General features: G+C 68.2%; 16 protein-coding genes. 7 read left to right on the top strand and 9 right to left on the bottom strand.

All coding sequences use genetic code 11. The annotated features are described in order from the left end of the window. Nucleotides 1-70 precede the first annotated feature (70 nt). The 5 genes from ACWDNU_RS41605 to ACWDNU_RS41585 are packed head-to-tail and all read right to left on the bottom strand — an operon-like array spanning nt 71 to nt 2,417. Complete coding sequence (locus tag ACWDNU_RS41605) at nt 71-634, bottom strand: DNA-3-methyladenine glycosylase I (protein WP_449672892.1); 564 nt, start codon at nt 632-634, stop codon at nt 71-73. Further along, nucleotides 631-1,086 carry an SRPBCC family protein gene (locus ACWDNU_RS41600; protein ID WP_449672891.1) on the bottom strand — a complete coding sequence of 152 codons (456 nt, stop codon included), beginning with the start codon at nt 1,084-1,086 and terminating at the stop codon, nt 631-633. Before ACWDNU_RS41600 ends, ACWDNU_RS41605 begins: the two co-directional genes overlap by 4 nt. Beyond that, a complete protein-coding gene (locus tag ACWDNU_RS41595; RefSeq protein ID WP_182894391.1) occupies nt 1,079-1,408 on the bottom strand; it encodes a DivIVA domain-containing protein in 330 nt (109 codons plus the stop codon). The genes ACWDNU_RS41600 and ACWDNU_RS41595 overlap by 8 nt, the downstream gene beginning before the upstream one ends. Then, a complete protein-coding gene (locus tag ACWDNU_RS41590) occupies nt 1,405-2,103 on the bottom strand; it encodes a permease prefix domain 1-containing protein (RefSeq protein WP_449672890.1) in 699 nt (232 codons plus the stop codon). Before ACWDNU_RS41590 ends, ACWDNU_RS41595 begins: the two co-directional genes overlap by 4 nt. Then, nucleotides 2,100-2,417, bottom strand: a complete 318-nt coding sequence (locus tag ACWDNU_RS41585) for a helix-turn-helix transcriptional regulator (RefSeq protein ID WP_449672889.1) — start codon at nt 2,415-2,417, stop codon at nt 2,100-2,102. The genes ACWDNU_RS41590 and ACWDNU_RS41585 overlap by 4 nt, the downstream gene beginning before the upstream one ends. Before the next feature lie 140 nt (nt 2,418-2,557). Here ACWDNU_RS41585 and ACWDNU_RS41580 point away from each other — a divergent pair, with 140 nt between their 5' ends. The 4 genes from ACWDNU_RS41580 to cydC are packed head-to-tail and all read left to right on the top strand — an operon-like array spanning nt 2,558 to nt 7,725. Then, nucleotides 2,558-3,721, top strand: coding sequence for a cytochrome ubiquinol oxidase subunit I (locus ACWDNU_RS41580; protein WP_449672888.1), 1,164 nt, complete (start codon nt 2,558-2,560; stop codon nt 3,719-3,721). A gap of 3 nt (nt 3,722-3,724) precedes the next feature. Continuing rightward, on the top strand, nt 3,725-4,708 hold the full coding sequence (locus tag ACWDNU_RS41575; RefSeq protein ID WP_449672887.1) for a cytochrome d ubiquinol oxidase subunit II: 984 nt from the start codon (nt 3,725-3,727) through the stop codon (nt 4,706-4,708). A gap of 12 nt (nt 4,709-4,720) precedes the next feature. Next, nucleotides 4,721-6,220, top strand: coding sequence for a thiol reductant ABC exporter subunit CydD (cydD, locus tag ACWDNU_RS41570; protein ID WP_449672886.1), 1,500 nt, complete (start codon nt 4,721-4,723; stop codon nt 6,218-6,220). After that, complete coding sequence (cydC, locus tag ACWDNU_RS41565; RefSeq protein ID WP_449672885.1) at nt 6,217-7,725, top strand: thiol reductant ABC exporter subunit CydC; 1,509 nt, start codon at nt 6,217-6,219, stop codon at nt 7,723-7,725. The genes cydD and cydC overlap by 4 nt, the downstream gene beginning before the upstream one ends. Here cydC and ACWDNU_RS41560 read toward each other — a convergent pair. After that, nucleotides 7,709-8,302, bottom strand: a complete 594-nt coding sequence (locus ACWDNU_RS41560; RefSeq protein ID WP_449672884.1) for a hypothetical protein — start codon at nt 8,300-8,302, stop codon at nt 7,709-7,711. The two genes, cydC and ACWDNU_RS41560, sit on opposite strands and share 17 nt — an antisense overlap. A gap of 95 nt (nt 8,303-8,397) precedes the next feature. Next, the gene (locus tag ACWDNU_RS41555) at nt 8,398-9,303 is read right to left on the bottom strand and encodes a glucosyl-3-phosphoglycerate synthase (RefSeq protein ID WP_370940290.1); all 906 of its coding nucleotides are present in this window, start codon (nt 9,301-9,303) and stop codon (nt 8,398-8,400) included. A 54-nt stretch (nt 9,304-9,357) separates the two neighbouring features. Here ACWDNU_RS41555 and ACWDNU_RS41550 point away from each other — a divergent pair, with 54 nt between their 5' ends. Next, nucleotides 9,358-10,032, top strand: a complete 675-nt coding sequence (locus ACWDNU_RS41550; protein WP_344288674.1) for a lysophospholipid acyltransferase family protein — start codon at nt 9,358-9,360, stop codon at nt 10,030-10,032. Nucleotides 10,033-10,036: 4 nt separating this feature from the next. On the opposite strand, the gene ACWDNU_RS41545 is transcribed toward ACWDNU_RS41550, so the two are convergent. Next, the gene (locus ACWDNU_RS41545; RefSeq protein WP_370940291.1) at nt 10,037-10,579 is read right to left on the bottom strand and encodes an LOG family protein; all 543 of its coding nucleotides are present in this window, start codon (nt 10,577-10,579) and stop codon (nt 10,037-10,039) included. Then, nucleotides 10,579-11,364, bottom strand: coding sequence for an LOG family protein (locus tag ACWDNU_RS41540; protein WP_370940292.1), 786 nt, complete (start codon nt 11,362-11,364; stop codon nt 10,579-10,581). Before ACWDNU_RS41540 ends, ACWDNU_RS41545 begins: the two co-directional genes overlap by 1 nt. A 359-nt stretch (nt 11,365-11,723) precedes the next feature. On the opposite strand from ACWDNU_RS41540, the gene ACWDNU_RS41535 reads away from it, so the two are divergent. Further along, nucleotides 11,724-13,814 carry a M4 family metallopeptidase gene (locus ACWDNU_RS41535; RefSeq protein WP_449672883.1) on the top strand — a complete coding sequence of 697 codons (2,091 nt, stop codon included), beginning with the start codon at nt 11,724-11,726 and terminating at the stop codon, nt 13,812-13,814. Between the two features lie 186 nt (nt 13,815-14,000). Then, a complete protein-coding gene (locus ACWDNU_RS41530; RefSeq protein ID WP_370940294.1) occupies nt 14,001-15,059 on the top strand; it encodes a chitinase in 1,059 nt (352 codons plus the stop codon). Nucleotides 15,060-15,609 lie beyond the last annotated feature (550 nt).

Below are 15,609 nucleotides of genomic sequence, written 5' to 3'. Positions count from 1 at the left end.
TGCGGTTTTAGGGACGTGAGGGGAACCCTGAGGGAATCTGGTTCCCTCAGGGTTCCCCTCACGTACCTGGTCAGGCTGCGCGGAAGCAGCCCTTTACGTGGTCGTCGACCATGCCGGTGGCTTGCATCAGGGCGTAGCAGGTGGTGGGGCCCAGGAAGGCGAAGCCGCGTTTCTTCAGGTCCTTGGCCATTGCCTTCGACTCGTCGGTGATCGCGGGTACGTCAGCCATGGTGCGGGGGCGGCGGTGCTTCGTTGGGGCGAAGGACCACAGCAGCTTGTCCAGCGGGATGTCCAGGTCTGCCACTGCGCGGGCGTTCTTCACCGCCGCTTCGATTTTCGCGCGGTTGCGGACGATTCCGGCGTCCTGCATCAGGCGTTCGACGTCCTTCTCGCCAAAGCGCGCGACCTTCTCCGGCACGAAACCCCGGAAGGCTTTTCGGAAGTTTTCGCGCTTGCGCAGGATGGTGATCCAGGACAGTCCGGACTGGAACGACTCTAGGCACAGGCGTTCGTACAGCTCGGCCTCGCCGTGGAGCGGGACGCCCCACTCCTCGTCGTGGTACGTCGCGTAGTCGGGGGCTGAGTTGCCCCAGCTGCAGCGGGCGATGCCGTCTTCGCCCAATAGTTCCGTCATTGTTCCCCCATTGAATAGTTCTCCGCGAACCTCGCGAACTGGCGCAGCGAATGGCGCACGCCGAGCGCGAACGCTGGGCGCGCCAGGGGCCAGCCTGCGCGGCCTAGCAGGCCGAACGGCAGTTTGAGGTGTTCGGCCCACACGAAGGTGCAGTTGCCGGCGCCCTTGGACAAGACCTGGAAGACGCCGGTTCCCTGCACGAGGCTGCCCAGGTGGCGCACGGTGCAGCGCAGGGGCGGTTCCCAGGTGGTGATTTCCATGGTGTCGGTGAAACCGATGCCGCCGAAGCCGGTGAAGGCCGACAGCTTCGAGCCGACGCTGCGGCCGTTGCCTTCGACGACCCGCACCTGCGTGCCCAGCATCCACTCGCCTTGGCGGGCCCAGTCGGTGAGCGCTAGCCAGGTCGTGCCAGCCGGTGCCGCGACGTCTACCGACAGCACCAGATCACTCACCTGCGGGCCTCCGGTGCGCCGCTTCGCGCGGTTGCTGCGCGGCTTCGAGACGGGCGACCCGTTCGCGCAGTTCGTCCAGTTCAACGCCGGTCCGCCGCAGCACCCAGTCCACTTCGGACATCTTGTACCCGCGGAACACGAGCTGGAAGCGCACCTGCCGGACGTCCTCGCCGGTGATGTCCTCGGCGGGCAGGCGCGTGGGCGAGCTGCCGGGCGGCAGCGGCGCCAGTTCCTCGCCTCGGCCGAACACCACAGCGGCCAGGAGGAACACCACGGCGGCCACCAGCAGCATGACTACGAGGTAGATCAGCGCGGTCGTCACGCGACGATCGTGGCACACCGTCCCCAGGAACGTCGCGCTAGCACGACAAGTCGGAACGACAGGACCACCCACGAGACCATCAGCAGACCGCACGGACCGCTGAGGAACAGGCGCGCCGCGTCGACCACGCTGGTCGCTCCGATCAGGAGCAGGATCGAGAACAGGTTGAGGCCCACCGCGATCGCGGCCAGCACCCGGCAGACGCTGGCCGTGCGCACCCCGCCGAAGCGGCGGCTCAGCAGCCTTGTGCTGAGCAGGGCGAGAAGGCCCAGGACGGGCACGGCGTAGAGCGCGGCGTGGGTGAGTTGCGTGACGTACGGGTACCAGCCGGGGTTCGGGGTGGTCAGCCGCGACCACGACCCGTAGGTGAAGATGCGCGCCAGCTCCCACGACGCCTGCATCGCGGGCACGCCGAGGACCAGCAGCCACAACGTCCGCACGCCGTTGTGCACGCTCAGTTCCGCTTGGTAGTCACCGGCAACCTCGCGTACGTGGCCGAAATCCGCTACCGCACGACGCTGCGCTTCCGTCTCGCTCCAGCCGCCCTCGCGGTACGCCTCGGCCGCGTCCCGCAGGCCGTCGCGGGCTTCGGCGAGCAGGTCCGCCTTCGTGCCGCGGCGGCCGACCAGCACCCGGTCCAACTCGGCCAGGTAGCCGTCGATCGGGCTGGTCGTGGCCCGGCTTGTCGTGGTCATGGTTCCAGCACCCCGCCGATCACCGTGGTGAACTCCCGCCACTGCGACCGTTCCGCGGCCAGCGCCTGCTGCCCGGCGCGAGTGAGCCGGTAAGTGCGCCGCTTGCGGCCGGACACCACGTCCCATTCGCTCGCCAGCCAGCCGGCGCGCTCGAGCCGGCGCAATGCCGGGTACACCGTGCCGGTGGGCAGGTCGAGCACTCCGTCGCTGCGCAGCGACAGCGCCTCGATGATCGCGTAACCGTGCAGCTTGCGGCCGTCGAGGACGGCGAGCAGCAACGCGTCGAGGTGTCCGCGCAACGTGTCCGCTTTCATAGGTCGGCAGTCTACTCATCTTGTCCCTGGCAGGCTAATCTCCGCCGCCCGAGCGGCCGTCCGGGAAAAACCCTGAGATCACCCCGATCTCATAGATTTGCCCGCTACAGGTAGCCATCCTACGTATAGGCTCCGTCGGCATGGACCCACTGCCGATCGCGAGACTCCAGTTCGCGACTACCACCTCGCTTCACTTCCTGTTCGTGCTGCTCACCTTGGGTTTGGTGACCATGGTGGCGATCATGCAGACGCGCGCGACGATCCGCGGCGGCGACCAGCCGCACCGGATGACCGCGTTCTGGGGCCGGCTGTACGTGGTCAACTACGCACTCGGAATCGTCACCGGAATCGTGATGGAATTCCAGTTCGGGATGACCTGGACCGGGCTGTCCGCGTTCGCCGGTGACGTTTTCGGCGCGCCGCTCGCGATCGAGACGCTGGTGGCGTTCTTCCTCGAATCGACGTTCCTCGGATTGTGGATCTTCGGCCGCGGCCGGATGAACAAGTGGCTGCATCTGGCGGTGCTGTGGCTGGTCACGCTGACCGCGTACGCCTCGGCGCTGTTCATCATGGTCGCCAACTCCTTCCTGCAGAACCCGGTGGGCTCGCGGATGGAGAACGGCGTGCTGCGCCTGGACGACTTCGGCGCGTTGTTCGCCAACCCGGCGCTGGTCGCGTCGCTTCCGCACGTCATCGGGGCCGCGCTGCTGACCGGCGGGTTCTTCGTGACCGGGGTCAGCGCGTACCACTTTCTCAAGCGCACCAGCGAGATCGACTTCTTCCGCCGGTCGCTGCGGATGGGCGTCGTGACATCGCTGATCGGGAGCGTGCTGGTGGTGCAGGCCGGGTTCGCGCAGTTCGCGGAGGTCGCCGGGTATCAGCCGGACAAGTTCAAGGGCTCGGTGGCCGTCGGGCTGCCGCTCGGGATGATGATCAATGTCGGCTTCTTCGCATTCTTCGCTGCGCTGATCGGCACGCTGCTGTTGTTCCGTGACCGGCTGCTGCGGGCGCGGCCGGTGCTCTTCCTGATGGTGCCGGGGATCGCGGTGCCGTTCGTCGCCGCGATCCTGGGCTGGCTGGTCCGCGAAATCGGCCGTCAGCCGTGGCTGGTGTGGGGCAAGCTGCGCACCGCGGACGCAGTCGCCGACGTCAGCGGCGGGCAGATTCTGTTCTCCTTCATCGCTTTCACATTGTTGTTCGTCGTGCTGGCCATCGCCGACTGGGTGCTGCTGGCGCGGATCGCCAAACGCGGTCCGGCTGTCGCGGCGGTGGAACCCGAGCTTCCTGTCCTGAGTGGAGTGTGACCCGTGGTGACGATCTGGTGGGGTGTGCTCGGTTTGCTGCTGGGCGGCTACTTCGCGCTGGCTGGCTACGACTACGGCGTCGGGATGCTGCTGCCCGCGCTCTCCCGATCCGGCGACGAGGCTGGACAGCGGCGCGTGCTTGGCGCCGTGGGACCGTTCTTCCTGGCCAACGAGGTGTGGCTGGTCGCGGCGGTCGGCGTGCTGTTCGGCGCGTTCCCGCATCTGGAAGGGCGGGTGTTCGCCGGGGCTTACGTGCTGGTGGTGTTGTTGCTGCTGGGATTGGTCACGTTCACCGCGGCAGTGCAGTTGCGCAGTCGGCATCCGGAGGGCAACCGGCGCGGGTGGACGTTCGCCATTGCCGCGGGCGCGCTGGTCACGGCGGTCTCGTGGGGGTTGTTCCTCGGCAACCTCGTGCGCGGGCTTCCACTCGACACGCAAGGCCGTCCGGTCGACGACGTTTTGGCGCTCTTCAATCCTTATGCGGTGCTGTGGGGGCTCGGGTTCGTCGCGCTGTTCTGCTTGCAGGGACTGGTTTTCCTCGCGGTGCGCGGTCCGGTGGAGATCGCCGGGCGGGTTCGGCGGCTTACTCGATCATTTCTGGCTCCGGTCGGAGTCTTCCTGGTGGCAGCAACGGTTTGGGGAGCTTTCTCCGGCGGTTCCTTGGCCGCCTTGGTCGTGGTGGCAATCGCCTTCGCTGCTTACCTGACCATCCTTTTCGGACTCAATCGGCCACGGTTGGCCCTGCCCGCCGCAATGCTGCTGAGCGCTTGCCCGGCATTGCTGGTCGGTGTGCTGCGGTTCCCAGTCGTCCTGTCGTCCACGACGGGCTACCACATGACCGTCGATCAGGCTGCCACCACGCCGGACATGGCGGCGGTGATCGGCTGGTTCGCCGCACCCGCGCTTCTTGTGCTGGTCGCTGTGCAGTGGCTGACCTGGCGAGCGCATCGGCGTCCGGTCGACGAGAAATCGTTGCTGCACTTCTGAAGGAGTCTCGTCATGCCCGCTCTGCCTGGTCTCCGCGGTTACCTCGCGGCGCTCGCCGTGCTGGGCGTCGTCACCGCTGTCACCGTGCTCGTCCAGGCGGACGGGCTGGCGACCCTGCTCACCGGCGGCGGCGTTTCGATTGCCCTGTTCGTCGCCGTCGGAGCGCGGATTCTGCTCGCCGTCGGACAGGGCCTGCTCACCAGCCGCTTTACGGCTTCGGCACAAGCAGGCATGCGTCGCCGGTTGCTCGACGCGACCGGCAACCCCGGCGCGACGGCCACCCGAATCACCAAAGGCGTCGATGCCACCGCGACCTATCTCGCCGGATACCTGCCCGCGATGGTCCTGTCAGTGCTGGTTCCGATCGCCGTACTGGCAAGGCTTTTCACCGCTGATCTGACCTCCGCATTGATCGTGACCGCCACCGTTCCGCTGATCCCGATCTTCGGGGCGCTAATCGGTGCGCACACGAAAGCGCGTACACAGTGGACACTCCTCACCAGGCTGGGCGGGCACTTCCTCGACGTCGTCCGCGGTTTGCCGACGCTCAAGTTGTTCGGCCGCGCGCAGGCCCAGACCCGCATCGTGCGCGAGATGGCCGATGCGCACGCCGACGCCACCATCCGGACGTTGAAGGTCGCCTTCCTTTCCGCACTGGTGCTGGAACTCGTCGCCACCCTCTCGATCGCACTTGTCGCGGTACCGATCGGATTCCGGCTGCTGTCCGGCTCGATGACCGCGCACACCGCGATGCTGATCCTGGTTCTCGCCCCAGAGGCGTACTTACCGCTGCGCGCGGCCGGAGCGAAGTTCCACGCCGCCACCGAAGGACTCACCGCGTTGAAAGAGATCCTGGCAGTGCCGACCGCAGTCCGCCGATCCGGCACGCAGACCCGTCGCGTCGGCCCGCCGGAAGTGGTGTTCGACCGCGTCTCCGTGCATTACGGCGAAACCCGAGCGCTGTCCGAAGTGGACCTGGCAATTCACCCCGGCGAACACCTCGCCTTGGTCGGACCGAGCGGTTCCGGCAAGTCCACCCTGCTCGCGGTACTGCTGGGTTTCGTGCAGCCGACCTCCGGCCGGGTCCTGATCGACGGCGTCGACCTGCGAACCCTCGACCATTCGTCCTGGCTGAGCGACACCGCGTGGCTGCCGCAACGTCCGACGCTGTTTCGCGGCACCCTCAAGGAAAACACCGGCGGACGCCGGGTCGACGACATCGTCACCGACCTTCCCGACGGCTACGCGACACAGATCGGCGAACTGGGCGCTGGACTGTCCGCCGGGCAACGTCAACGCGTCGGCCTGGCCCGCGCCTTGTCCCGGACCGAAGCCGGACTGGTCCTGCTGGACGAACCCACCGCCCGCCTCGACGCGCGCACCGAAACAACCGTGCTGGCAGGAGCGAGGGAACTGCTGCCCGGCCGCACCGCGGTCCTGGTCGCGCACCGACCGGCGCTGGCTGCGCTCGCGTCGCGGACGGTCGAACTCAACCACGGGGTGACAGTATGAAACTCGTCCGCGCGACCCTGCTCGCCGTCGGCGCCGAACTCGCCGGGCTCGGACTGACCGGCACCGCGGCCTGGCTGCTCATGCGCGCCGCCGAACAACCGCCGCTCGCCGCGCTCACGCTCGCGATCGTCGCCGTGCGGGTTTTCGCCCTGGCGCGCGGCGGACTCCGGTACGCCGAACGCCTTGCCGGACACGACGTTGTCCTCCGCTACCTCGGTTCCCTGCGGACCCGGGTGTACCAAGCCCTTCTCCCCCGCCGCGTCGCCGAACACTCCGGCGCGGATCTGGTCACGCGCCTGGTGTCCGATGTGGACGCCGTACAGGACGCCATTCTCCGGCTCGCGCTACCGGCTGTCGTCGCGGGAACCGTCGGTATCGCGGTGGTTATTTTCGCCGGTCTGGTACACCTTCAGCTCGCCGGTGTTGTCCTCATCGGACTGCTCGCAACAGGGTTCCTGATGTTCCCCAAAGGAAAAACACCCGAGAGACGGCAGGAACTCGCCGAGCGCACCGTAGAACTCGTCCTCGGCCGCAACGAACTGATCGCCTACGGCTGGGAACAACGCGAGAAAGACCGCGCCGCCAAGGTGATCCAGGAACTAGCCGCGGACTCCCGTCGCACCGGCCGCCGCCTAGCCCTGGTCACTGCCGCCGGAGCAGCCGTGCAATTCGCGACCACCGCCGCAGTCGCATTGCTCAGTCCGGCAAGCATCCCAGTCACCGCCGCCCTCACCCTGACCACGATGGCCCTGTTCGAACTGGTCCTGCCGCTGCTCACCGCCGTCGAGCGCACTCCCGAAATCCGGGCTTCGCTGAGCCGAGTACGCGCCGTCCTAGCCGCCCCAGCACCTGCCCCGGAACCCAGCCCCGGCCCAGGGCATTTCCGGCTCACCAACGTCGGCGTCCGCCATCCCGGCCGCCGCGCCGCGCTCGAAGGCATCGACCTCGACCTGCCGCCCGGCACCCGGCTGGGCATCCTCGGCCCGTCCGGAGCCGGAAAAACGACCCTGCTGCACGTCCTGCTCGGTTTCGTCTCCCCTACGTCCGGCACGATCACCGTCGACGGCCGTCCCGTGACCGGGCCGCATCCCGCCGTCATCTCCGGAGCTCTCGCCGACGCGCATGTCTTCGCCACGACCGTCCGCGAAAACCTGCTGCTCGCCAACCCGGAAGCCACCGACGACGACCTGCGCGCCGCCTGCGAAACCGCGGGCTTCGACCTCCCGCTGGACCGAGACACCGGCCAAGACGGCGGCGCTCTTTCCGGCGGTCAACGCCAACGGCTGATCCTCGCCCGCGCCGTCCTCGCCGCACCGCCGGTCCTGGTCCTCGACGAACCGGTGGAAGGACTCGATCCCGCACACGGCGACGAAGTCCTGGCGCGAGTTCTCGCGCAGGCGAGGGGAACCGTCGTGCTGGTGACGCACCGGCCGGAGCACGTCGCCGGATTCGACCAGGTCCTCACCGTCGAGGAAGGGCGACTAGCGCTCACGCTTCCCGGGTGAGCTGGATCGGCGGGTCCATCGGATCGAGGTGGAACCGATCAAGGGCGTCGACGTGCGGCTGCGATTCCGGCGAACCCCGGAAGAGCGCGACGACGATATTGGTGAGCCGGACCCGTCCGCCGCCGAGATGAGTGATCCCCTTCGGCGCGTCGAGCCCGGCCAGCCACTGGGCCTGCACCGGGTGCATCGCGGCGGTGTAGGTCCCGGTCCGGCCGGAACGGACCTCGCGGGCGGCCAGGACGTCGCCCCACCGGGCGAGCGTGAGGATCTCGTCGATCGCCAAGCGGATCTCGTCGCTTCCCCCGTAATCCATCGGCTGGTACCCGGCCCGGCGGGCAATTCCGCCGCTCCAATAGCTGGAGTCGTCGCCGGGCACGCTCCGGTAGACCGCCTGCCACGCGGGGCGGCGGTGATAAGGATGCGGAGCCAGCTCGGCCCAGCCGACCGGGAAGCCGTCCCGGCTGCCGTCGTCGACGAAGACCCGCACGGTCTTGCGGTCCGGCTGCCGAGCGAGCAGATTACGCCGTTTCAGCCGGGTCAAGGTGCCGATATCCAGCAGGTCTTTGAACACGTCCATCGCCCCCGCGAGTCGAATCGGATCGGCCCCGGAACGTAGCGCGCGGCGATGACATCTCGATGAAGCACGTGCACCCTGTCCACTGTGGACAGATGTCACGGCTGCCGGGCGGCCAGCACCTCTCGCATCGGGGGCCGGTCCAGCACCGGCACCTCCGTCACGTCCGGCACCCATTCCCCGGACACCTGCACGAACTGCGTGAACCGCGCCGCCTCCGCGCTCGGCATTCCGCAGCGGGCCAACGCCGTGCCGAGGATCTGCCGGGCCATCACACCGAGCTGCAGCAGCGACCGGTTGCGGTGCTTCCGCACGCCGAGGTTGACCTGCGCCAACCCGTCGAGGCCATAGCGCTCCTCGGCGTCCAGCAGCAGGCCGATCTCCACGCCGTACCCGCCAGCGAACGGCACCGACTCCAGGAACTCGCGCGTGCCCGCGTACTCGCCGCCCAGCGGCTGCACCAGTTCGCCCAGCGCCGGGCGCAGCGCGGACAACACCGGTCGCGCCAGCAGCTCGGTGACCCGGCCGCCGCCGGTGCTCTCCAGGCGCAGCGGGCGACGGTAGAAGCCCTTGACCAGGTGCACGCCGTCCTCGGTGAGCAGCGGACCGAGCAGCGAGGGCACGAACGCTGGGTCCGGGTCGACCAGGTCGGAGTCGAGGAACACCACCACGTCACCGGTCGTCGCGGCCAGCGAGCGCCACAGCACCTCGCCCTTGCCGGGGCGCGGCGGCAGCTCCGGCACGACGTCCTCGCGGCGCACCACGCGAGCCCCGGCGGCCGCGGCGACCTCGACGGTCGCGTCCGTGGAACCCGAGTCGACGACCACCAGCTCGTCGACGACCCCGCCGAGCAGCGGGCGCACCGACGCGACCACCGCGGCGACCGTTTCCTCCTCGTCCAGCGCCGGCAGCACGACCGACACGGTCCGGCCGCGTTTGGCGGCGAGGATGTCCGCGGCGCTCCACCCGGGCTCCTGCCAGGTGCGACGGTGAAACCAGCTCATGGAGGCGATCGTGCCATGCTGGAACCGGCGCCCGATCCTCCGGAGGGAGAACCTTTGCTCACGCTGCTCGTCCGTTTCGTGCTCGGACCGCTGGTCCGCGTGCTGTACCGGCCCAAGGTCGAGGGCGTGGAGAACATTCCCGGGGACGGTCCGGTCCTGCTCGCCTCCAACCACCGGGCGGCGCTGGACACCGGTGTGATCACGTTCACCACGCCGCGGCAGGTCCGGTTCCTCGGCAAGGCCGAGTACTTCACCGGCAAGGGGCTCAAGGGCCGGTTCATCGCGAAATCGCTCGACGCGCTCGGCTACATCCCGGTCGAACGCGGCAACGCCCAGGCCGGGCTCGCCGCGCTCGAAGCGGGCCGCAAGGTCCTCACCGACGGCGGCGTGTTCGCGATCTACCCGGAGGGCACCCGCTCGCTCGACGGACGGCTGCACCGCGGGCACACCGGCGTCGCCGCGCTCGCGCTGTCCACCGGGGCGAAGGTTGTTCCGGTCGCGTTGTTCGGCACCGAAGGCATCCAGCCGAACGGCGCGAAAATCCCGCGCCCCGCCAAAATCCGGGTCCGGTTCGGCGAACCGCTGGACTTCTCGCGCTACGAGGGCCAGGACTCGTCCTCAGCGATCCGCCGGTCGGTCACCGACGAGATCATGTACGCGATCCTCGAGCTGTCCGGACAGGAATACGTCGACACCTATCACAAACGGCCCGACGAAAAAGCGTCCTGACGCGTTATCCGACCGAGCGGGTCATGATGTCGACCAGTTTGTCGGCATCAGAAGCGACACTGATCAGCTCCCGCGTCTCCGGCCGCAGGAATCCTTTCTCCAGCATCTGGTCGGCGAAGGCCACCAGCGGCGAGTAATACCCGGCGACATCGAGCAGTCCGATCGGCTTGCGGTGGATGCCGAGCTGCGCCCACGTCCACACCTCGAACAATTCCTCGAGGGTGCCGACGCCGCCGGGCAGCGCGACGAAAGCGTCTGACAGCGCGGCCATTTTCGCCTTGCGCTGGTGCATGTCCGCGACCACGTGCAATTCGGTGAGGCCGCCGTGCGCGATTTCCACGTCCGACAGCACTTCCGGGATCACGCCGACCACTTCGCCGCCCGCCTCGAGCGCGGCGTTGGCCACCACGCCCATGGTGCCGACGCTCGCGCCGCCGTAGACGAGGCCGATTCCCCGCTGTGCCAGCAGTTTTCCGACGCCGGCCGCCGCTTCGGCGTACTCCGGTGAAAAGCCCTGCGCCGAACCGCAGAACACACAGATCCGCATCAGTGCGTGTCCTCCCAAGCCTGATAAGACTCCTGCACGACGCGCACGGCGTCGTCGATGTCGTCGGTCAGATGCAGCAGAGCGAGGTCCTTCTCGCCGATTTTCCCGCTGCCCAGAACAGATTTCTCGATCCAGTCGTACAGCCCGCCCCAGTATTCGGTGCCGAAGAGCACCACCGGGAACTTCGTGACCTTCTTGGTCTGGACCAGCGTGAGCGCCTCGAACAGTTCGTCGAGCGTGCCGAATCCGCCGGGAAGGCAGATGAACGCCTGCGAATACTTGACGAACATGGTCTTGCGCGCGAAGAAATACCGGAAGTTCACGCCGAGGTCGACCCACGGGTTCAGGCCCTGCTCGAACGGCAGCTCGATGCCGAGCCCGACGGAGAACCCGCCCGCCTCGTTCGCGCCGCGGTTCACCGCTTCCATCGCGCCGGGGCCGCCGCCGGTCATCACCGCGAACCCGGCGTCGGCGAGCGCGGCCCCGATCTTGCGGCCCAGTTCGTATTCCGGGTGTTCGCGCTTGGTGCGCGCCGAACCGAACACCGTCACCGCGCGCGGAACCTCGGCCAGCGCACCGAACCCTTCGACGAACTCGGCCTGGATGCGCAGCACGCGCCACGGGTCGGTGTGCACCCAGTCGCTCGGCCCCCGCGAATCGAGCAGCCGCTGATCGGTGGTGCTGCCCTGATCGCGCCGATCGCGCCGGAGCACCACCGGGCCCTTGTGCCGCTCCACCGGGCGTTCGGGGTACTGGCCGTCGGGAAACTCAGACTGTTCGCTCACCAGCCAAGCCTACGGGCCGATCCGCCGCGGCGGGCGCCCGCGTGGGCACCGGAGCGTGACGGATCGGTTGCCCGCGGCTGAACGCGCGAAAGCGGACCACCAGCGGGTTCCGGTCCTCCTACCAATGGCCGGTTGTCGGGAACTACCGACGAAAGTCGCCCGGCCCGTCCCGAATCGGCGTTTTCCCTGCTACGGGGCCACCTGAGCGGAATAGTCCTGATCGCTCCCGGGGTCCCGCTGGTCCGTTCAGCGCATTGACCGCCCCCGTGAGCGCTTTTTTACTCACGGTGTCCGCGGCCTGATCAGCCCAGCTCAACGCGTTGCGCTTTTCCCCATCGTGTACCCCGAAAGGACTGTCGATGACGTCCAGAAGAGGGCTCGCCACCGGCATCGCAAGTGTCGCCGGTCTCGCCCTTTCCCTGCTCGCGCTGCCGGTGACCCCGGCATCCGCGGCCCCCGCCCACCCCACCGCAGACCCCCAGGCGACCGCGATCGCGGCCGCCGACCGGGCCGCCGCCGCAGGCGCGGTCGGGCTCCGCAAGAGCTCGGCCGAGAGCCTGCACCGCGTCAGCACCACCCTGGGCGACGCCGGGCTGTATTACAACTCCTACGAGCGCACCTACGACGGCCTGCGGGTCGTCGGCGGGGATGCGGTGATCGTCGCCGACGGAACGGGCCGCGTGCGCGGCACCGACTCCGCGGACGGCGCGGCGATCACCGTGGGCACCACGCCCACTGTCGACGCGGCACGCGCGGCTTCGGTCGCCCGCGGCCAGCTGCCGACCGTGAGCACGGTGAGCAAGCCTGATCTGGTCGTTCTCGGCGGCGCACAGCCGAAACTGGCCTACGAGGTCGTCGTCAAGGGCCGTACCGCGAAGGCGCCGAGCAACCTGCACGTCTTCGTCGATGCCGCCACCGGCAAGGTCCTCGACCAGCGCGACGACGTGAAGGCCGAAAGCCCGGCCAAGTCCGCTTCGAACGCCGCGGCCCCCGCCGCGGCGGGCAACGGCAACAGCTACTACGCCGGCCAGGTCAGCATCGACACGAGCGGCTCCGGCAGCTCGTACTCGATGCGCGACTCGACCCGGCCCGGCATCAGCTGCGGCCGCGAGGGCGGCTCGGTGTTCACGAAGTCCAGCAACAACTGGGGCAACGGGCAGGGCACCGACCTCGAAACCGGCTGCGTCGACGTGCTCTACACGGTGCAGACCGAGTGGAACATGCTCAAGGACTGGCTGGGCCGCAGCGGCATCGACGGCAACGGCAACGGTTTCCCGGCCTCAGTCGGCCTGAACGACGTCAACGCCTACTGGGACGGCTCGTCCACCCACTTCGGGCACTCGCAGGACAACCAGCGCCAGGCGACGTCGATGGACGTGGCCGGCCACGAGTTCGGGCACGGCATCTTCCAGAACACGCCGGGCGGCGCGGGTTCGGGCAACGAGAACGGCGGCCTCAACGAGTCCACCGGCGACGTGTTCGGCGCGCTGACCGAGTTCTACGCGAACAACCCGGTCGACACCCCGGACTTCACCGTCGGCGAGGGCGTGAACCTGGTCGGCAACGGCCCGATCCGCTACATGTACGACCCGAGCCGCGAGGGCGACCCGAACTGCTACTCGTCGTCGATCCCGAACACCGAGGTGCACGCGGCCGCGGGCCCGCAGAACCACTGGTTCTACCTGCTGTCCGAGGGCACCTCGCCCACCGACGGCCAGCCGGCGAGCCCGACCTGCAACAACAGCAGCATCACCGGCATCGGCATCCAGAAGGCAGGCAAGATCTTCTACAACGGCCTGCTGCACAAGACCTCGTCCTGGAACCACAAGGCGGCCCGCAAGGCCACCCTGCAGGCGGCGGTCGACCTGTTCCCGGGCAGCTGCACCGAGTTCAACGCCACCAAGGCGGCGTGGGACGCGGTTTCGGTCGCCGCGGTCTCCGGTGAGGCCACCTGCACCGGCAACCCGCCCGCGGGCAACGACTTCTCGGTCAGCCTGTCGCCCTCGACCGCGACTGTCCAGCCTGGACAGTCCGCCACGTCGACGGTGACCACCAAGATCACCAACGGCAACGCGCAGTCGGTGAAGCTGACCGCGAGCGGCCTGCCCTCGGGCGCCACCGCGACGTTCAACCCGGCGACCGTCCAGTCCGGCGCCACCGCGACCGTCACGATCGCCACGACGGCCAGCACGCCGAACGGCACCAGCAAGGTCACGATCACCGCGACCGGCGCGAACGCCACCCACACCGCGGACTTCACGCTCACCGTGGGCAGCGGCAACCCGGGCGGCTGCGGCGGCGTGACGGCATGGGACTCGAACAAGTTCTACGGTCCGGGCGATGTCGTCTCGTACAAGAGCCACAAGTGGACCTCGTCGTGGTACTCCGTCGGCGCTGAGCCGGGTGCGCCCGGTTCCTGGGCCGTCTGGACCGACAGCGGGGCCTGCTGACGCAGTAATCTCTCCCTAGTTCCCCCAGACCAGCCGGGCACGGCGCTTCGTGCCCGGCTGGTCTCTTTTTGTGGTTGTCCAGACCACCTTGGGCGAATTTGTCTAGACCATACGATCGGGGGTAGGCATCCCCCTCGCCCGCCGCTTACCGTTGCGGCAACACCGTTATTCGGACGGGAGCCCGTGATGAACGGACGGAAATCGCGCTGGTTCGGGACCGCAGTCGCGGCCCTGCTCGCACTGCCGCTAGCAGGAGTCGCCCCCGCCTCAGCCACCGCCGCACCGCAATCGGACACCTGCGCGGTCAAGCCGAGACCGTCGGGCTCAGTACTGCAGGGCTACTGGGAAAACTGGGACGGAGCCTCGAACGGCGTCCACCCCGGCATGGGCTGGGTGCCGATCAACGACCCGAGCATGGCCGCCCACGGCTACAACGTCATCAACGCCGCTTTCCCGGTGATCCTCTCCGACGGCACCGTGCAATGGGAAGACGGCATGGACGCCACGGTCAAGGTCTCCACGCCCGCCGAGATGTGCGCGGCCAAAGACGCCGGCGCCACCATCCTGATGTCCATCGGCGGCGCGGCAGCAGGCATCGATTTGTCGTCCAGCTCGGTCGCCGACAAGTTCGTCAGCACCATCGTGCCGATCCTGAAGAAGTACAACTTCGACGGAATAGACATCGACATCGAAACGGGCTTGTCGAGCAGCGGCGACATCAACACGTTGTCCGCCTCGCAGGCGAACTTGGAACGCATCATCGACGGCGTCCTGTCGCAAATGCCCTCCGGCTTCGGCCTGACCATGGCCCCAGAAACGGCATACGTCACCGGCGGCTCGGTCACCTACGGCTCGATCTGGGGCGCATACCTGCCGATCATCAAGAAGTACGTGGACAACGGCCAGCTGTGGTGGCTGAACATGCAGTACTACAACGGTTCCATGTACGGCTGCTCCGGAGACAGCTACGAAGCCGGAACGGTGCAAGGATTTACGGTCCAGACGCAGTGCCTGGACAAGGGCCTCACCGTACAAGGCACCACCATCCGCGTCCCGGCCGACAAACAGGTCCCCGGCCTCCCAGCCCAACCAGGAGCAGGCGGCGGCTACATGGACCCCGGCTCGGTTTCGCAGGCCTACCAAAGCGTCCCGGGCCTCAAGGGCCTGATGGACTGGTCAATCAACTGGGACGGCTCAAGGGGTTGGACCTTCGGCGACAACGTGAAGTCGCTGCAAGGCCGCTAGACCGCTGCGGGCCGGGGTGCTGCGCAAGGCGCCGCCCCGGCCACAGCTCAACTTAGAAGGGCCGCCAGGGAACTCCCCCGGCGGCCCTGAGTTCGTGAGGGCCACCCTCACTGACTCTGATTCCCTCAGGGTTCCCCTCACGACCTTCCGCGCGCCGCACCACGCCGCACCACGCCGCACCACGCCGTGCCGTGCCGTGCCGTGCCGTGCCGTGCCGTGCCGTGCCGTGCCGTGCCGTGCCGTGCCGTGCCGTGCCGTGAGAGGCTCCTTCACGGACTTAGCTTCCCTCAAGAGCCCCTTCACGGACCCGCCCACCACCCGCCAGAACGCGCCCCAATGCCGCATTGGGTGCATCCCACGCACCCAATGTGGCGTTCGGTGCATCTGACGCACCCAACGCCACATTGGGGCGCAAGCCCCGGCCCACTCACGAACCGCAGCAAACGCACCCAACAATCGAGGCACCCAGCCCCTCCCCCGCACCCCGATATAAAGCGTCCCTGCGGTCTGGGGGTGCTTGTCAAGGCATCTTTCCCGCCTTGACAAGCAC

The sequence above is a fragment of the Amycolatopsis sp. NPDC003676 genome, assembly GCF_053587275.1.
Note: the sequence above shows the minus strand (reverse complement) of the source record. Positions and strands in the feature narration are given on the sequence as shown.

Excerpts from the sequence above, each read along its gene's own strand:
- ACWDNU_RS41535 (WP_449672883.1), top strand. The coding sequence starts at position 11,724 with ATGACGTCCAGAAGAGGGCTCGCCACCGGCATCGCAAGTGTCGCCGGT.
- ACWDNU_RS41590 (WP_449672890.1), bottom strand. The coding sequence starts at position 2,103 with ATGACCACGACAAGCCGGGCCACGACCAGCCCGATCGACGGCTACCTG.
- ACWDNU_RS41605 (WP_449672892.1), bottom strand. The coding sequence starts at position 634 with ATGACGGAACTATTGGGCGAAGACGGCATCGCCCGCTGCAGCTGGGGC.
- ACWDNU_RS41545 (WP_370940291.1), bottom strand. The coding sequence starts at position 10,579 with ATGCGGATCTGTGTGTTCTGCGGTTCGGCGCAGGGCTTTTCACCGGAG.
- ACWDNU_RS41580 (WP_449672888.1), top strand. The coding sequence starts at position 2,558 with ATGGACCCACTGCCGATCGCGAGACTCCAGTTCGCGACTACCACCTCG.
- ACWDNU_RS41530 (WP_370940294.1), top strand. The coding sequence starts at position 14,001 with ATGAACGGACGGAAATCGCGCTGGTTCGGGACCGCAGTCGCGGCCCTG.
- cydC (WP_449672885.1), top strand. The coding sequence starts at position 6,217 with ATGAAACTCGTCCGCGCGACCCTGCTCGCCGTCGGCGCCGAACTCGCC.
- cydD (WP_449672886.1), top strand. The coding sequence starts at position 4,721 with ATGCCCGCTCTGCCTGGTCTCCGCGGTTACCTCGCGGCGCTCGCCGTG.
- ACWDNU_RS41560 (WP_449672884.1), bottom strand. The coding sequence starts at position 8,302 with ATGGACGTGTTCAAAGACCTGCTGGATATCGGCACCTTGACCCGGCTG.
- ACWDNU_RS41585 (WP_449672889.1), bottom strand. The coding sequence starts at position 2,417 with ATGAAAGCGGACACGTTGCGCGGACACCTCGACGCGTTGCTGCTCGCC.
- ACWDNU_RS41555 (WP_370940290.1), bottom strand. The coding sequence starts at position 9,303 with ATGAGCTGGTTTCACCGTCGCACCTGGCAGGAGCCCGGGTGGAGCGCC.